Consider the following 14,704-nt stretch of genomic DNA (forward strand, 5'->3'; position numbering starts at 1 on the left):
CGGCAAGGGTTATTGTTACGACAACGCTGCCGTTGAGACGTTCTTCAAAACGATCAAGGCCGAACTGATCTGGCGACGGTCATGGGAAACACGCCGGCAAGCTGAGATGGCCATCTTCGAATACATCAACGGCTTCTACAACCCACGTCGAAGGCATTCAGCACTGGGCTGGAAAAGCCCTGTCGCCTTCGAACGAAAAGCGGCTTAAACGAGCACCGGGGGCGGCACAAAAGCGCGACAGGTGCATATATAGTTGTGTGTGATTGTGAGACACTTGTGCTTGTCCATTGAGGCTCGGTTGGAACTTCGACAATCAAGCTCGGGAATGTGGTTTGTACTCCCCCCACAATTCGGTAAGCCAGTTTGATCACGACAAAGTTGAGATTGGGTACGGCTGATTGGACGATGCGCGTGATATAGGTCTACGCCTGTCAAATTGTCGGCAGTTGTTTTGTCTCGTATCAGACACACGCGTCCCAAAGACACGCTGCAGAGGACAACGGCGATTGGAACAGGCCCATCCCATTACGCGGATCCGATGTAAAACCGACAATAACGCGATATCAGGTCCGGAGGCCGGATTGCTGCCACCACGTGATGCACAAAAACAGGCATATCGAATGGCATGTGCCTCAAGACAACACTCATACCGTCCTGATCGCGCATCAAAAAAGGCGATGCATCTGTTATTCAAACCGCTGATGTCAGGTTTTCAACGCGTCAGAAATCACCTCTGCCAACTTGGCAGGCGGGCATGGCTTTTGCAAAAGTGGCGCCCGCATATCCCGCATTTTGACGGCGGTGAACCCAGTGTGTCCCGACGTGTATAACACGGGTATTTCTGGGCGCAGGGCGCGGATCCGTTTGGCCAATTCAAACCCGTCAATGTGACCGGGCATCACGACATCGGTTAACAGTAGGTCAATGTCCGCACGCACTTGCGCGATCTGTAGGGCCATTTCGCCCGATTGTGCCCGAAGCACCGAGTAACCCTGATCTTCCAGCACGTTGGTGGTCATTTCGAGCAGGTCGCGTTCGTCTTTGGCGAGCAAAATGCTTTGCCCTTCCCCAGGAATCGGCAACGCCTCCTGCATAGGAGCTTCGCGCAGGTTGGTTTCTGCCCCGCAGGGCAACGTCAGCTGGATCGTGGTACCTACATTTTCTTCTGAATAAAGCCGCAAGTCACCTTCGGCTTGGCGGATGGCGGCCTGCAGACGTTCGGCCGTGTACTCAACCGCATCGGCTCACTCATCCAACAGTGCGGCGACCAGATCATCGGCGTCCTTGGCGAAAACCGTCGTTCCGATTTCTTGGGCAAAATCAACGATAAACCCAGAAACGTCGCCGTTCGCATCTTGTTGTGAAAAGGGTAGGATTGGCGGTGCGCCAATCGTTCCACGCGACACGCGATCAAAGTCTTAACTGGGGCCGGGGCCGTTGGGCTGGGCCGCGTGCGGCGATTGCGTGCCTTGGGGCAATAAGGTGGGTATGCACACCCAAAACGCGCCCGGTGAGGGGCGCGTTTTGGGTGTAGCGTTTAGCGCACCACATGCACGCTACAGGTGGAATGGCGCACCACCCTTGCTGCATTGGGCCCCAGCAGAAAATCTTTGAGGTCCGGCTTTTGCGCGCCAATCACGATCAGCCCGCTGTCGGCTTCGCGCGCGACATGCAGGATTTCTTCGTAAACAGTGCCCGTGGCCACCACATGGCGGATTTTGGCATCAACATCAGCACCAATACTAGAGGTGATCTCGTCGCTCAGAAGCCTGCGGGCTTCGGTCACGGCCTTTTCGTGGTGGCCCTTTTCGAAAAAGCCCCCCACGAGGCTTTCACCGAAATCAGGCACCACGGTCATGACATCCAGCGTAGCTCCATCCATATCCGCCAGCTTTTTGGCGATACGCAGAACATCGGCATCGCGGCCGGGGTGGCTGACGTCAATGGCGCATAAAACAGGGCGGCTCATGCTGTTGCTCCTTGTTGGTTTTCTTCTCTGCCCATGCGGCCACGTTGCAGCATCACGATCAATGCCAAGAACAACAGTGCCGGCAGGAAGATCAGCTCTTTGGGCAGTTGATCTGCAGGCGCTTTGACCTCTTTGATGGTCACAAATTCGTCGCCGTAAAAGTCATAAGACTGGAACGTTTCGGAATAGGGTGTGCCAAACAGCGGCTCTTCCAACACGATCTGATCACCTTCCACCAGCGTCAATAGCCCCAGCGCATCTATCCGGGTGCCGGGCTCTTGGTCGCCGATTGGCACCAGCAGTGTGGTTTCTGTGAGCTCGCCGGTGTCAAAATCGGGCCCGCTGACGATCACGCGGAATTCACGGCCCGTAGGTGCGGCCTCCACGGTTTCGGCAAAGGCGGCGGGTGCGATGTCTTCAAAAGGAGGCTGCAACCGGTCCATAAAGAAATCCGGGCGGAACAGCATGAAGGCGATGAACACCAAGGCGACGCTTTCGTAGATGCGGCTTTTGGTCAGAAAGTGGCCCATCGTGCCTGCGGTAAAGATCAAAATCGCGATGGTGGCCGTGATGAACACCAATATCCCCTGCGTCCATGTGACATCGATCAACAACAGATCGGTGTTGAAGATGAACACAAACGGCAAGGCAACGGTGCGCAGCGAATAGAAAAACGCCACGAACCCAGTGCGGATCGCATCGCCCCCAGACACGGCCGCAGCGGCGAAACTGGCCAGCCCCACAGGGGGCGTCACGTCAGCCATGATCCCGAAGTAGAAGACAAACAGATGCACCGCGATCAGGGGCACAATCAGCCCCGATTGGGCGCCCAATTCCACCACAACGCCCGCCATTAACGACGACACCACGATGTAGTTGGCCGTGGTGGGCAGCCCCATGCCAAGGATCAGGCTGAGCAGCCCCACCATAATCAGCATCAAGATCAGATTACCGCCCGACAGGAATTCCACCAGATCGGCCATCACCTGACCCACACCGGTCAGCGTCACGGTGCCCACGATCACACCCGCCGTGGCCGTGGCCAGGCCGATCCCGATCATGTTGCGCGCGCCATCAATGAGGCCTTGCAACAGGTCAACTACGCCGTCCTTGAAGGCGTTTGCCGCGTTGTTTTCACCGCGAAAGATCGATTTTAGCGGCTTTTGCGTCAGCAAGATCACGAACAACAGCGAGGTCGCCCAAAACGCCGACAGGCCGGGTGATTTTTGTTCGATCATCAAAAAGTACACCAACACGATGATCGGTAGCAAAAAGTAGAGACCGGATTTGTAGATGTCACCGACAACGGGCAGTTCAACTTCTGCGGCGTTTGGGTCGTCTGGTTGTAGGTCAGGGACCTGTGCAGCCAGCGCCAAAAGCGCCACATACGTCAGGAAGACCAACACCGACAGCACCAAACCAGAGTTTGGCAGCAAGGTTGTGACCCATCCAACCGGGTATTGCACGCCGTAGCACAGCAGCGCAAAGCCTACGAAAAACGCAGCCATACCGCCGATGGTTTTGCCCATCGACACGACGCGGTTGCCCAGCGTCGGCATGTTGTTTTTCACCGCCTCAAGGTGCACGATATAAACCAGCGCGATGTAGGAGATCGTCGCGGGCAGGAAGGCGTGGGTGATGACTTCGACGTAGGAAATGCCCACATATTCCACCATCAAGAAGGCCGCAGCCCCCATGACCGGCGGCATGATCTGGCCGTTCACCGAACTGGCGACTTCGACGGCGCCGGCCTTTTCGGATGAAAAGCCCACGCGCTTCATCAGTGGGATGGTGAATGTACCGGTGGTGACCACGTTGGCGATGGACGACCCCGAGATCAAGCCCGTCGCGGCAGAGCCGACAACGGCAGCTTTGGCTGGCCCACCCTTAAGGTGACCCAAGGCGCCAAACGCCATTTTGATGAAATAGTTCCCAGCGCCCGCTTTATCGAGCAGCGCACCAAACAGAACGAACAGGAACACAAACCGCGTGGACACGCCAAGCGCGATGCCAAAGACCCCCTCAGAGGTGATCCACATGTGGCTCATCGCTTTTTGCAAGCTGGCGCCTTTCCAGCGGATCACTTCGGGTACAACCGAAGAGGACCCAAAGAACACATAGAGCAAGAACACCGTGGCGATGATGGCCATCGCAGGGCCTAACGCCCGGCGCGCGCCTTCAAACAGGATCACAAGACCCAGCAGGGCGAACCATTTGTCCACGTCATCGGCCAGACCGCCGGAGTTGACGATTTTGTCATAAAAAACATAGCCATACATCGCGATGGCAGCCCCGCCGACGGCCAGCATCCAATCATGCATGGGGATGTAGGTGCGCGGGCTCGATTTGAGCATCGGGTAGGCCATGAAGGCCAGAAAGATCGCAAAGGCCAGGTGGATCTGGCGCGAGTTGTTGATGACGGAGCCGGGCAGCAGCTGATTGGACAGCGGCGAGGCCAGCATGACCTGAAACAGCGACCAGATGATCGCCACAATGGCCAGAAATGTGCCCACCGATCCGGCGGGGTTTCGCGCCCCGGCATCGGACGAGGATACAAGATCCTGAAGTTCTTCTTCGGTCAGCGCACGGCCACCGCTTGCGTTGTCTGTCATTGTGCTGTCTCCCTGACGTGCCACGGTTTTTCGGTGTGGCTTATGTCGTGTGGTTGCCCCGTCGTTGGGGTGTCAGAGGGCGGCGCACCGCCCCCTGTGTCGAAATCCGTCTGGATTATTCAATCCAGCCTTTTTCTTTGTAATATTTGGCTGCACCGGGGTGCAGTGGTGCTGACAAACCGGCTGTTGCCATTTCTTCGGCTTTCAGGTTTGCAAACGCCGGGTGCAGTTTTTTGAAGTCGTCGAAGTTGTCGAAGACGCCGGCAACAACCGCGTAAACCGCATCCTCAGACACGCTGGCCGAGGTCACGAAGGTCGCACCCACACCGAATGTAGACACATCCGCATCAGAGCCACGATACATGCCGCCGGGGATCGTTGCGGACCGGTAATAGGAATTGTCGTCGATCAGCGACGTGATCGCATCGCCCGACACTTCGACCAAAACGGAATCGCACGCCGTGGTGGCCTCTTGGATCGACCCGGAGGGGTGGCCCACGGTGTAGATCATTGCGTCAATCTGGTTGTCGCAAAGAGCGGCGGATTGCTCGGCGGCTTTCAATTCTGACGCGAGCGCCAGATCAGAGGTCTCCCAACCCATTTTTTCCATCACGACTTCCATGGTGCCGCGTTGTCCGGACCCTGGATTGCCGATGTTGACGCGTTTGCCTTTCAGGTCGGCAAGCGTCGAAATACCAGCGTCCGCACGGGCCACAACGGTGAATGGTTCTGGGTGCACTGAGAACACCGCGCGCAGGCCTTCAAATGCGCCTTGCTCTTCAAACCGCGAGGTGCCGTTGTAGGCGTGGTACTGCCAGTCGGACTGCGCCACACCGAATTCCAGCTCGCCGGCGCGGATGGTGTTGATGTTGTAAACAGATCCACCCGTGGATTCGACGGAACAGCGGATGCCGTGCTCTTTGCGGCCCTTGTTGACCAAACGGCAGATCGCGCCACCTGTGGGGTAGTACACGCCTGTGACGCCGCCCGTCCCGATGGTGATGAATTCTTCGGCCATGGCGATGGGGGCCGTTAGGGCCACCAGTGCCGCGCTGGCCACTGTCATTTTCAATCCGTTAAACATTATTGTCTCCCTTATGTGGATTATAGGTCGTTTATCAGCCGTCCTGCACTTGTTGTAAACGCTGGTCGGTCTAATCCGTTTGCGAAATGCGCTGTTGGTGGGGGTTGGGTGCGGTTTGAGGCCATCGCCCCGTCGTGGGTGTCGTGGCGCGGCCTCATTACGTGGGGCGCAGATAGACGATGTGTGCGTGACGACGGGCCCGGCAGTGCGCCATATTCCACGTATACCGAACTGTTTCGCGGATCAGACACACACCCCCCACACCTTGCAACGAATCCTATGTAAAGGTTGATGTGTTTCGATATATTGTCAATCAACCGGGCCTGCGGGTCACCCCGATGCGATTAAAACAAAGGCAAAACCGATGTCACATGTGTTTGCACGCCATTCGAAATCTGCACCGCGCAAAGCTGTGCGCGGTGCAGGGGTGTATATGTACGACACCGATGGGCGCGCGTATTTTGATGGCTCCGGCGGGGCGGCCGTGTCGTGTTTGGGGCATGGTGACGCTGATGTAATCGCGGCGGTGCAGGCGCAGGTCGCGCAGTTGTCTTATGCCCACACCAGCTTTTTCACGTCTGACCCCGCCGAAGAACTGGCCGATCGCCTGGTTGCCGATGCGCCCGGAGATCTGGATAAGGTCTATTTTGTGTCCGGCGGGTCCGAGGCCGTCGAGGCCGCATTGAAGTTGGCGCGCCAGTATTTTGTCGAAATCGACCAACCCCAGCGGCACCGGTTTATCGCCCGGCGGCAAAGTTACCATGGTAACACGTTGGGGGCGTTGGCGACGGGCGGTAACCAGTGGCGCAAGCAGGCCTTTGCCCCGATCATGACCGAAACCTCGCTGATTGCGCCGTGCTATGCGTACCGCGGGCAGCGCGACGACGAGACGCCTTTTGACTACGGCCAGCGTGTTGCCAACGAACTAGAGACCGAATTGCTGCGTCTGGGTCCTGATACAGTGATCGCCTTTGTGGCAGAACCTGTGGTGGGGGCCACCTTGGGCGCCGTGCCGCCGGTTGAGGGGTATTTCAAACGCATCCGTGAGATTTGCGACCAATATGGTGTTTTGCTGATCCTTGATGAGGTCATGTGCGGCATGGGGCGCACGGGCACCCTGTTTGCCCATGAACAAGAAGGCATCACCGCCGATATTGTGACCATCGCCAAGGGGTTAGGGGCAGGCTACCAACCCATCGGCGCGATGATGTGCACCGCGGCTATCCATCAGGCCATTGCCGATGGCACAGGGTTTTTCCAACATGGGCACACCTACATTGGCCACCCGACGGCCTGTGCTGCGGGCAATGCGGTGGTCAAAAAGCTAACGGCTGGGTTGGTTGAACGCTCGGCGACGATGGGCGCGCGGCTACAGGATGCGTTGGTCGCAGAATTTGGCCAGCACCCGCATATTGGTGATATCCGGGGGCGTGGGTTGTTTCGTGGTCTTGAGGTCGTGGCAGATCGGAGTGGGAAAACCCCGTTTGATCCGGCCTTGGGGGTCAACAAGCAGATCAAACAAACCGCGATGGACAACGGGCTGGCATGTTATCCGATGGGCGGCACGGTCGATGGCCAGATGGGGGATCATGTGTTATTGGCGCCGCCGTTTATTCTCGAAGATCACCACATCGACGAGATCGTGACCAAGTTGAAACAGACCTTTGACGCGGTGCTGTAGCCCGCCCCTCTGCGCGTTAAAGCAGCTCGCGCAGCAACATCACCGACCCAGACACAAAACACACCCCAATCAACAACCTGCGAAACAGCGCGTCATCCAGCCGTTTGAACACATAGATACCGACCTGCGCGCATATAATCGCCGTCGGCAATGCGACGCAGATATAGATCAACGTCTGGCGATGATAGACGCCGTTCCATGCCAGCATCGCCGCCGTTAGGGCCAAAACGGTCACATTGAACGGCTGCAACACCGCGCGCGTTTCATAGCGGGGCCAGGCGCGCATAGAGCACCACATGGTGGGCAACGCCCCCGAAAGCGACGCAGCGCCCCCGAAAATCCCCGAGAAAAACCCAACCGTGCAGTCGATCACAGGGGTGGGGCGGTCAATCTTGGGCAAGGTCCGGCGCAGGCTAAAGAACCCGCCGTACAAGATCAGGAAAAACGCGATCAGCAGTTTGAGCACCGAGACGTCGATTTGTTTCAAAGACGCCACCCCAATTGGGATGCCCGCCAGCGCAGGCAGCAAAAACCGTGCAAGTCTGCGCGGGTTTTTCGCGATCGAATTGCGCACGATCCACAGCCCTTGCACGCCGCTGACCACCGAAATAACGACTGTGATCGCCACAGCCTGAGCAGGCGGCATGATGGTCAGAAAGAACCCCAGCGCAAATAGCGATGTCCCAAACCCGGCCAGCCCGTTGATAAAACCACCCGCCATGGCGCCTATGACGATATACGTAATCTCGGTACTGGTCATGTTGGGGCGTGGCCTGTGTTGGGGGCAATGGCTGCGCCAAATCTGCTCAAGGGGGGCTTGATCCCCTTCGATTCCATCGCTTTGGTCACGCGGATACCCTTTTTATGTCGTCAGCTTGTGGTCATGCGGGTCAAAGCCGCACGGCGCGTTGAACCGGATAACGCGGTGGTGTGCAAGCGGTTCCAAGAGATCTTTGTGCCGGGCGCCGTGAAGCGCCAGAAATTGCGGCAGTTCGTGTACGATAAGACGGGGCATTGCCACGCGGCGGGCGGTGGTGTGGTTAACCATATTTGCCACCCGTTTGGCAGGGTGCGCCGCCGGTTGGGTGACGTAACAGTATGACGTCTCTATGTGCCAAACTCGCGGTTTTTGGCGCAAGAATGCAACAATTGCGGTGTTTTGAGGGGTAAACGGTAACAATTCGGTAATTGTGATTTGGTATTTCAACGCAACGTTGTGAAGCCCGTGGTTGTGTTATGTCGGTATACCTGAATAGGAGACAGTGCCCATGCCCGTGATCTGCCGCGACATCGCCCCCCGCAATACGACAGGGGTTATGGTCGCATGACCCAAGCCGTGTTGATTTTTCTGGTGCTGCGGGTTTGGGGATATGTTGGGGCGGCCGTTGCGCTTGTGTTCCTGACGGTTGGGATCGACCGCGTCGATGAAGACGCGCGTGGGGCCTATATGTTCCGGCCGCTGCTGATCCCGGCGGTGCTGGTGATCTGGCCGTTGGTGCTGTGGCGGTGGTATGTGTACGAAACTGGACGCGATCAATGGCCTCGGCGGTACGACCCACCGCGCCGCGCGCATTTTGCCGTAGGGTGGATACTGCCTATCGGGATTTGCGCGATCATTGCGGCGGGGCTCAGCCAACGCCAAATATGGCCCGCTGATGTTGCGCCGGTGCACATGTCCAGCCCCGCACAGGTGGCCGAATGAGCGTTAAATACACCCCCGTTCAATGGAACTGGAACAAGTATATTTATGACGCGGTGATGTTGGCCGGTGCCGGGGCATTTCTTTATATATTTCTGTATATTACCCCAGATGTTTTAAGCCATGAACGTCCTATAAACGGCCAGATACACAATGCCCGCGCCTTCGGGGCCTGTGCGTTTGTGATGCTGACGGTGATCTTATGCATCGGGCCGCTCGCACGTCTGGATGCGCGGTTTTTGCCACTGTTGTACAATAGGCGGCACTTCGGTGTGATGACGGTGTTTGTCGCGATCACCCATGCGGGGTACGTCGTCGATTGGTATTTCGCCTTTTCGCAGTTCAATAAATACGAAGCAGTGTTGTTTTCCAATACCAGTTTCGGCCAGTTGGCAGGTTTCCCGTTTGAGGTATTCGGGCTTTTTGCCTTGGCGACGTTGATCGTGCTGGCGGCAACCAGCCATGATTTCTGGATGAAATTTCTCAGCCCGCCAGTGTGGAAACGGATCCATTTCTTGATCTATCCCGCCTACCTTTCGGTTGTGGCGCATGTGGCTTTGGGGGTTTTGCAGGACCAACAAAACCACGCGGTCACGGGGATCTTCGTAGGTGGTGCTGTGACGGTGGGCGGGTTGCATTTGCTGGCCGCGTTGCACGAACGTAAAACCGCGCGCGCGCCCAAAGATAAAGTCGGCGGGTGGGTCCGGGTCTGTGATCTCTCCGAGATGCGCGACGGGTTTGCCAAGGTCAAACTTTTGTCCTGCGGTGAACGCGTGGCGGTATACCTAAACGGCGGGCATCTCAGCGCCATTTCCAACGCCTGTGCGCATCAAAACGGCCCGCTTGGTGAGGGCAAGATTATCGATTGTTTGGTGACCTGCCCGTGGCATGGGTTTCAATATGACGTCACCACTGGGCGGTCGCCTGCGCCATTCACAGAAATGGTGCCGACCTATCATCTGCGGCTTGATGGAACGACCGTTTTGGTGCACGCGCGGTCCAACCCGCCCGGCACCTACGTGGAACCTGTGCCTGTACCCGAGGGGGCTGCGTGATGTCGGATCCTGAAAAGCCATTTTTTGTTGGGTATTTGCCCGTACCACAGGCGTTGCGTGGCGTATTATTGGTGATCTGTGTGCTGTTTGTATCAGGGCTGGCCGGGTTCGGGCTTGCTTTGGGCACGGGGCAGGACGATCCGGGCGAGGGGGCGTTTCGGTTTGACTACGGTCGCCAGACGGTGACGGGTGTGGTCGAATTGACGCCCTATCCGCTGTTGCGGGTGACGCAAGGGAATGATCGCATCCCGAAAGGGCATACGTTGATGTTGGCGGGCGGCGGCAAGACCAACGTCGAAAGCCGTGCGATCCCGCTTGAAGGGCAATTGGCACAGGCGTCTGGGGTTTTGCTCGAACGCGGCGCGCTTGATATGATCCAGCTGCGCGGCGGCGAAAACGGTCTGAGCGCGGTCGAAGGGGCAGTGCCCGACATGGAAACGATCCCCATGGGGCGGTGGCGTTTGGCGGGCGAGATTTGCGATGGGAAATGTCTGTCTGGCGCGATGCGGCCGGGGCGGGGGTTGGCACATAAAGCCTGCGCGAACTTATGTTTACTGGGCAAAGTGCCGCCGGTTTTTGTCTCTAGCCAACCGGTGGACGGCGCCGAATTTTTATTGGTCACGGGGCCCAATGGTACCCCTCTGCCGCAACGGGCCTATGACTATGTCGCCCAGTTCATATCGGTCGAGGGCGATGTGGAACGACGCGGAGACCTGCTTATTTTGCGGATGGATCCCGACACATTGCAGGTGTTGCCATGATACGTCGCGCATTGATGTTGGTGGTCGTCGGGGCGCTTGCGGCCGCATTGTTTTACACGTCGCAGTTTTGGTATCTATCACTTTGGCCCCGCGACGGGCTTTTGGGCATAAAGGCACTGCGCCCCCAAGGTGATCTGGTCAGCCTATGGGTGCGCGGCACTCAAGCGACACCTTTTGCGCTTTTGATCTGGGCTTTGGGGTGTTTTGTGGTGCTTAGCCTGGCGCAAAAAATCTACGACCGCCTCTGCCTGATGTTGGACCGCACCGAGACGTGAGGCGGTTGGCGGGCGCGACAATTCTAGACGGCATGTCCAAATAGCCCGTCGCGCAGTTGCTCAAACCGCTGTCTCCACACGCGCGGCATCGCCCGCCATCACCCCAACCGCAACGGCAGACATCTGAGACCGGATTGCGCAGGGTCAGCCCATGTCTTAGGACTGTTTCATCAACCCGATATCCTGCGGCAGATGGACTGACCTTTTATATGAACGATATCTACGAAGGTCTGGTGTCCGCGTTCTGGCTGGTGGTTACGTTGGACGCGGATTTGATAGAAATCTCTTTGCGATCCTTGCATGTTAGCCTAACCGCGCTGGTCATTGCGTCGGTGATCGCGCTGCCTTTTGGGACATTTCTGGCGATCCGCCGGTTTCGGTATCGACGGCTGACGATTTCGCTGCTGAACGCGCTGATGGGGTTGCCGCCGGTTGTCGTGGGATTGATCGTGTACATCATGCTGTCGCGGTCAGGGCCTTTTGGCGTGCTGGGGCTACTTTTCACACCGACGGCGATGATCATCGCACAGGTGATCATCATCACCCCGTTGATTGCGTCGATCACCCACCAAGCCATGCGCGAACTCTGGGCAGAATACCACGACCTGCTGATTTCGCTCAGCACAACCCCGTGGCAGCGGATAAAAACGTTGATCTGGGATGGGCGGCGCAATCTGCTCACGGCGTCGCTGGCGGGATTCGGTCGTGCCATTGGCGAGGTGGGCGCGATCATGATTGTGGGGGGCAATATCGACAATGCGACCCGAGTTCTGACAACGGCGATTGCACTTGAAACGGGGCGGGGCGATTTTGCGTTGGCGCTGGCCCTTGGGTTTGTGCTGATCGCGCTGGCCGTTGGCGTCAATATCGGCATTCATTGGCTGTCGCGCACCGAACGGGAGGGCCGCTGGTGAGCACGATCCTGCCTTTGACCCTAGAGGGGGCGATGGTCCGGCGGCGCGGCAAGCGGCTATTGGGCCCGGTCGATCTGGCGCTGGATACACAGGGGCTGACGATCATTGTGGGCCCCAATGGCAGCGGCAAAACCACATTGTTGCGCGTGATGCACGGGGTTGAACGGCTCAGCGCGGGCCGGGTTGCGTGGTCAGTGCCGCAAGCGGACGCGCGCCACCGTCAGGCCTATGTGTTTCAGACCCCGATCGTATTACGCCGGTCGGTGGCCGACAACTTGCGGTACCCGCTGCAATTGGTGGGTGTGCCGCGCGCCAAGGCCGATGCGGATGTGGCCGAATGGGGCACGCGCATCGGGTTGGCGGCGCGTATGGGATTGCCTGCCGCGCGGTTATCGGGGGGCGAAAAACAAAAGCTCGCGCTGGCGCGGGCCCTCATCCGCGCGCCGGATGTGTTGTTTTTGGATGAACCCTGTGCCAATCTGGATGGGCCATCGACCCGCGATATCGAAACGCTTTTGGCCGATGCATTGGCGGCGGGCACGCGGATCATCATGACAACGCATGATCTGGGGCAGGCCAGGCGGCTTGCACACGATGCGATTTTCATGCTGGGTGGGCGGGTGCGCGAACACGCCCCTGCACAGGCGTTTTTCAACGCCCCGGCCACACCCGAACTACAAGCGTTTTTCAGAGGAGATATCATCACATGATCGCCCGAATGTGCGCGACCTTGGTTGCAATTGCCTTGGCCAGCGCGGCTGTCGCCGATGAAATCCGGCTGGCTGTGACCACTTCATTTGAAAACTCCGGCCTGGCGGATGTGTTGGTGCCGCAGATCAAGGCGGATCTGGACCTTGATGTACAGCTGTTGGTTGTTGGTACGGGTCAGGCGCTGCGGCTGGGTCAGGCGGGGGATGTGGATGCCATTTTGGTGCACTCGCGCACGGCCGAAGAAGAATTTATCGCCGCCGGATACGGCACGCACCGGCGCGAAATCATGTACAATGATTTCGTCGTGATCGGGCCGGCGGATGACCCCGCCGGTGTCGCGCAGGCGACGTCTGCGGCGCAGGTCCTTGCGCAGATCAACGTGGAGAAACCCGCGTTTGTCAGCCGCGGTGATGACAGTGGCACCCATAAAAAAGAGCGTGCCTTGTGGCAGGCGGCCGGTCTGAATGCAGATGATTTCGGGTCGTGGTACCGCGAAGTGGGTGCGGGCATGGGCGCCAGTCTCAACACCGCCGCGGGCCTTGGCGCGTATATTCTTGCGGACAGGGCGAGTTGGCTGAATTTTGGCAATAAGGCCGATTTGGCGCTGCTGTTTGCGGGGGACCCGGCGCTGTTTAATCAATACGCGTTCTTGCCGGTAAACTCGGCGCGCCACACGCACGTGCGCCAAGACCTTGCGCAGCGGCTCGAAGACTGGCTGACCAGCGCGCGCGCGGCCACATTGATCAACGACTACACGATTGATGGTAAAACGCTGTTCATCTTCAACGCGACCGATTGAGGGTATCGTCGGGCGCGGGGCAAATCAAAACTATGCCCTAGGCCTTGCGGTATGCGCCGGGGCTTTGGCCGGTGACACGTTTGAATTCCGTGTAGAAATTTGAACGGGTCAAGAAACCTGCCGCTTCGCCCACGGCGCCCACGGGGTCAGAGGTGCCGCGCAGCAATTTTTGGGCTTCGGCCACGCGAAAATCGTTGATAAATTGCGACACATTCCTGCCCGCGGTCTTGTTGATCGCTTCTGACAAGGCGCGGTCGGTGACGGCCAAGCGACGGGCCAGCCGTGTCAACGACAGCTGGGGGTCGACAAACAGCCGACTTTCGACGAGAAAATCACGGGCACGTTGTGTAATTTCCGCATCCTGCGCGGTGTCGTCGGACATGGTTGGCCGGCCGCCCCCCCGTACGACAAGCACCATCGTGCAGACCAACATCGCGATCAACGTGAGGCTCGCGAAGGATAACAAACGCCCAACATTGGCACCGGCGTTGCGCGCGAAATCCACCGCGATCAACGTATCCATCACGCAGGTGATCGCCAATAGTCCAACCCCCACAAGGATCAACCGGCGCATCACCCCCAGATGTGCGACCGCCAGATGCGACAAGCGATCTGGGCCGCCGCGCCAGATGCGCAGCAATAAAACCACATAAACCGCGTAGCTTAGCCCAATCATCAGATCCAGGGCGATGCGCACGGGCGGCACTGCGCCAACCACCAATGTAGAAATCGCCGCCGCCCCGAGGTGCACGGCCAGCGCGGTGGGCAAGTTGTGTGCGCGATCAGACACGGCGACGTATCCCAAATACAGCAGCGGCCCGATCCAGAACGGCAGCAACCGCTGAACAGGCAGCACGCTGTCGATCTGGTAGGCAAAGCGCAACGCGACCAAGATCGTTTCAACCATGATCAGCCCTGCAAGCGTGGTAAACAGTGCCTTGGCGGGGCGGGGCAGCCACGCGCGCGTCACCACAATGGCACCGCATATTGCGGCGACTGCGCTGAGAAACAGGGGCAGGGGCACTGAGATCATGTCCGGGGCTGTCCTCGATTGCGTAGGGCTGTCCTGAATGCCGTTTCAGGACAGCCAAGGTATTGCCTGAAAACGGATCTCTGCTCAAGTCAGGATCATCGCAACACCACA

The 14,704-nt window shown here is 58.2% G+C and carries 17 protein-coding genes; 10 read left to right on the forward strand and 7 right to left on the reverse strand.

Features of this window, described 5'->3' with window-relative positions; translation table 11 throughout:
• The coding region (locus ABJH13_RS00720) for an IS3 family transposase (protein WP_348404294.1) at positions 1 to 208 on the forward strand (208 nt) is incomplete at its 5' end.
• 496 nt (positions 209 to 704) lie between these two features.
• On the opposite strand, the gene ABJH13_RS00725 is transcribed toward ABJH13_RS00720, so the two are convergent.
• The 5 genes from ABJH13_RS00725 to ABJH13_RS00745 all read right to left on the reverse strand — a co-directional run bounded on the left by ABJH13_RS00725 (position 705) and on the right by ABJH13_RS00745 (position 5,665).
• On the reverse strand, positions 705 to 1,181 hold the full coding sequence (locus ABJH13_RS00725; protein WP_348404295.1) for a response regulator: 477 nt from the start codon (positions 1,179 to 1,181) through the stop codon (positions 705 to 707).
• Between the two features lie 63 nt (positions 1,182 to 1,244).
• On the reverse strand, positions 1,245 to 1,406 hold the full coding sequence (locus ABJH13_RS00730; RefSeq protein ID WP_348404296.1) for a hypothetical protein: 162 nt from the start codon (positions 1,404 to 1,406) through the stop codon (positions 1,245 to 1,247).
• A 131-nt stretch (positions 1,407 to 1,537) separates the two neighbouring features.
• Positions 1,538 to 1,969, reverse strand: coding sequence for a universal stress protein (locus ABJH13_RS00735; RefSeq protein ID WP_348404297.1), 432 nt, complete (start codon positions 1,967 to 1,969; stop codon positions 1,538 to 1,540).
• Positions 1,966 to 4,581 (reverse strand): TRAP transporter permease, encoded by a 2,616-nt coding sequence (locus tag ABJH13_RS00740; RefSeq protein ID WP_348404298.1) that lies wholly within the window; start codon positions 4,579 to 4,581, stop codon positions 1,966 to 1,968. The genes ABJH13_RS00735 and ABJH13_RS00740 overlap by 4 nt, the downstream gene beginning before the upstream one ends.
• A 115-nt stretch (positions 4,582 to 4,696) precedes the next feature.
• Positions 4,697 to 5,665 (reverse strand): TAXI family TRAP transporter solute-binding subunit, encoded by a 969-nt coding sequence (locus ABJH13_RS00745; RefSeq protein WP_348404299.1) that lies wholly within the window; start codon positions 5,663 to 5,665, stop codon positions 4,697 to 4,699.
• Positions 5,666 to 6,029: 364 nt separating this feature from the next.
• On the opposite strand from ABJH13_RS00745, the gene ABJH13_RS00750 reads away from it, so the two are divergent.
• Entirely contained in the window at positions 6,030 to 7,346 is a 1,317-nt protein-coding gene (locus ABJH13_RS00750; RefSeq protein WP_348404300.1) for an aspartate aminotransferase family protein, read from the forward strand.
• A gap of 16 nt (positions 7,347 to 7,362) precedes the next feature.
• On the opposite strand, the gene ABJH13_RS00755 is transcribed toward ABJH13_RS00750, so the two are convergent.
• Positions 7,363 to 8,106 (reverse strand): sulfite exporter TauE/SafE family protein, encoded by a 744-nt coding sequence (locus ABJH13_RS00755; RefSeq protein ID WP_348404301.1) that lies wholly within the window; start codon positions 8,104 to 8,106, stop codon positions 7,363 to 7,365.
• A gap of 27 nt (positions 8,107 to 8,133) precedes the next feature.
• Here ABJH13_RS00755 and ABJH13_RS00760 point away from each other — a divergent pair, with 27 nt between their 5' ends.
• The 8 genes from ABJH13_RS00760 to ABJH13_RS00795 all read left to right on the forward strand — a co-directional run bounded on the left by ABJH13_RS00760 (position 8,134) and on the right by ABJH13_RS00795 (position 13,560).
• A complete protein-coding gene (locus ABJH13_RS00760; RefSeq protein ID WP_348404302.1) occupies positions 8,134 to 8,448 on the forward strand; it encodes a hypothetical protein in 315 nt (104 codons plus the stop codon).
• Between the two features lie 222 nt (positions 8,449 to 8,670).
• Positions 8,671 to 9,048, forward strand: a complete 378-nt coding sequence (locus ABJH13_RS00765; RefSeq protein WP_348404303.1) for a hypothetical protein — start codon at positions 8,671 to 8,673, stop codon at positions 9,046 to 9,048.
• A complete protein-coding gene (locus ABJH13_RS00770; RefSeq protein ID WP_348404304.1) occupies positions 9,045 to 10,100 on the forward strand; it encodes a Rieske 2Fe-2S domain-containing protein in 1,056 nt (351 codons plus the stop codon). The genes ABJH13_RS00765 and ABJH13_RS00770 overlap by 4 nt, the downstream gene beginning before the upstream one ends.
• The gene (locus ABJH13_RS00775) at positions 10,100 to 10,861 is read left to right on the forward strand and encodes a hypothetical protein (RefSeq protein ID WP_348404305.1); all 762 of its coding nucleotides are present in this window, start codon (positions 10,100 to 10,102) and stop codon (positions 10,859 to 10,861) included. Before ABJH13_RS00770 ends, ABJH13_RS00775 begins: the two co-directional genes overlap by 1 nt.
• Positions 10,858 to 11,136, forward strand: coding sequence for a hypothetical protein (locus tag ABJH13_RS00780; protein WP_348404306.1), 279 nt, complete (start codon positions 10,858 to 10,860; stop codon positions 11,134 to 11,136). The genes ABJH13_RS00775 and ABJH13_RS00780 overlap by 4 nt, the downstream gene beginning before the upstream one ends.
• A gap of 209 nt (positions 11,137 to 11,345) precedes the next feature.
• On the forward strand, positions 11,346 to 12,050 hold the full coding sequence (locus ABJH13_RS00785; protein WP_348404307.1) for an ABC transporter permease: 705 nt from the start codon (positions 11,346 to 11,348) through the stop codon (positions 12,048 to 12,050).
• Positions 12,044 to 12,760, forward strand: a complete 717-nt coding sequence (locus ABJH13_RS00790; RefSeq protein ID WP_348404322.1) for an ATP-binding cassette domain-containing protein — start codon at positions 12,044 to 12,046, stop codon at positions 12,758 to 12,760. Before ABJH13_RS00785 ends, ABJH13_RS00790 begins: the two co-directional genes overlap by 7 nt.
• Positions 12,757 to 13,560: a substrate-binding domain-containing protein gene (locus tag ABJH13_RS00795; RefSeq protein WP_348404308.1), complete on the forward strand. Its 804-nt coding sequence runs from the start codon at positions 12,757 to 12,759 to the stop codon at positions 13,558 to 13,560. Before ABJH13_RS00790 ends, ABJH13_RS00795 begins: the two co-directional genes overlap by 4 nt.
• A gap of 37 nt (positions 13,561 to 13,597) precedes the next feature.
• Here ABJH13_RS00795 and ABJH13_RS00800 read toward each other — a convergent pair whose 3' ends face one another.
• The gene (locus tag ABJH13_RS00800) at positions 13,598 to 14,593 is read right to left on the reverse strand and encodes an AraC family transcriptional regulator (protein WP_348404309.1); all 996 of its coding nucleotides are present in this window, start codon (positions 14,591 to 14,593) and stop codon (positions 13,598 to 13,600) included.
• Positions 14,594 to 14,704 lie beyond the last annotated feature (111 nt).

The sequence above is a fragment of the Roseobacter sp. genome (assembly GCF_039970775.1).
GTDB lineage: Bacteria > Pseudomonadota > Alphaproteobacteria > Rhodobacterales > Rhodobacteraceae > Roseobacter.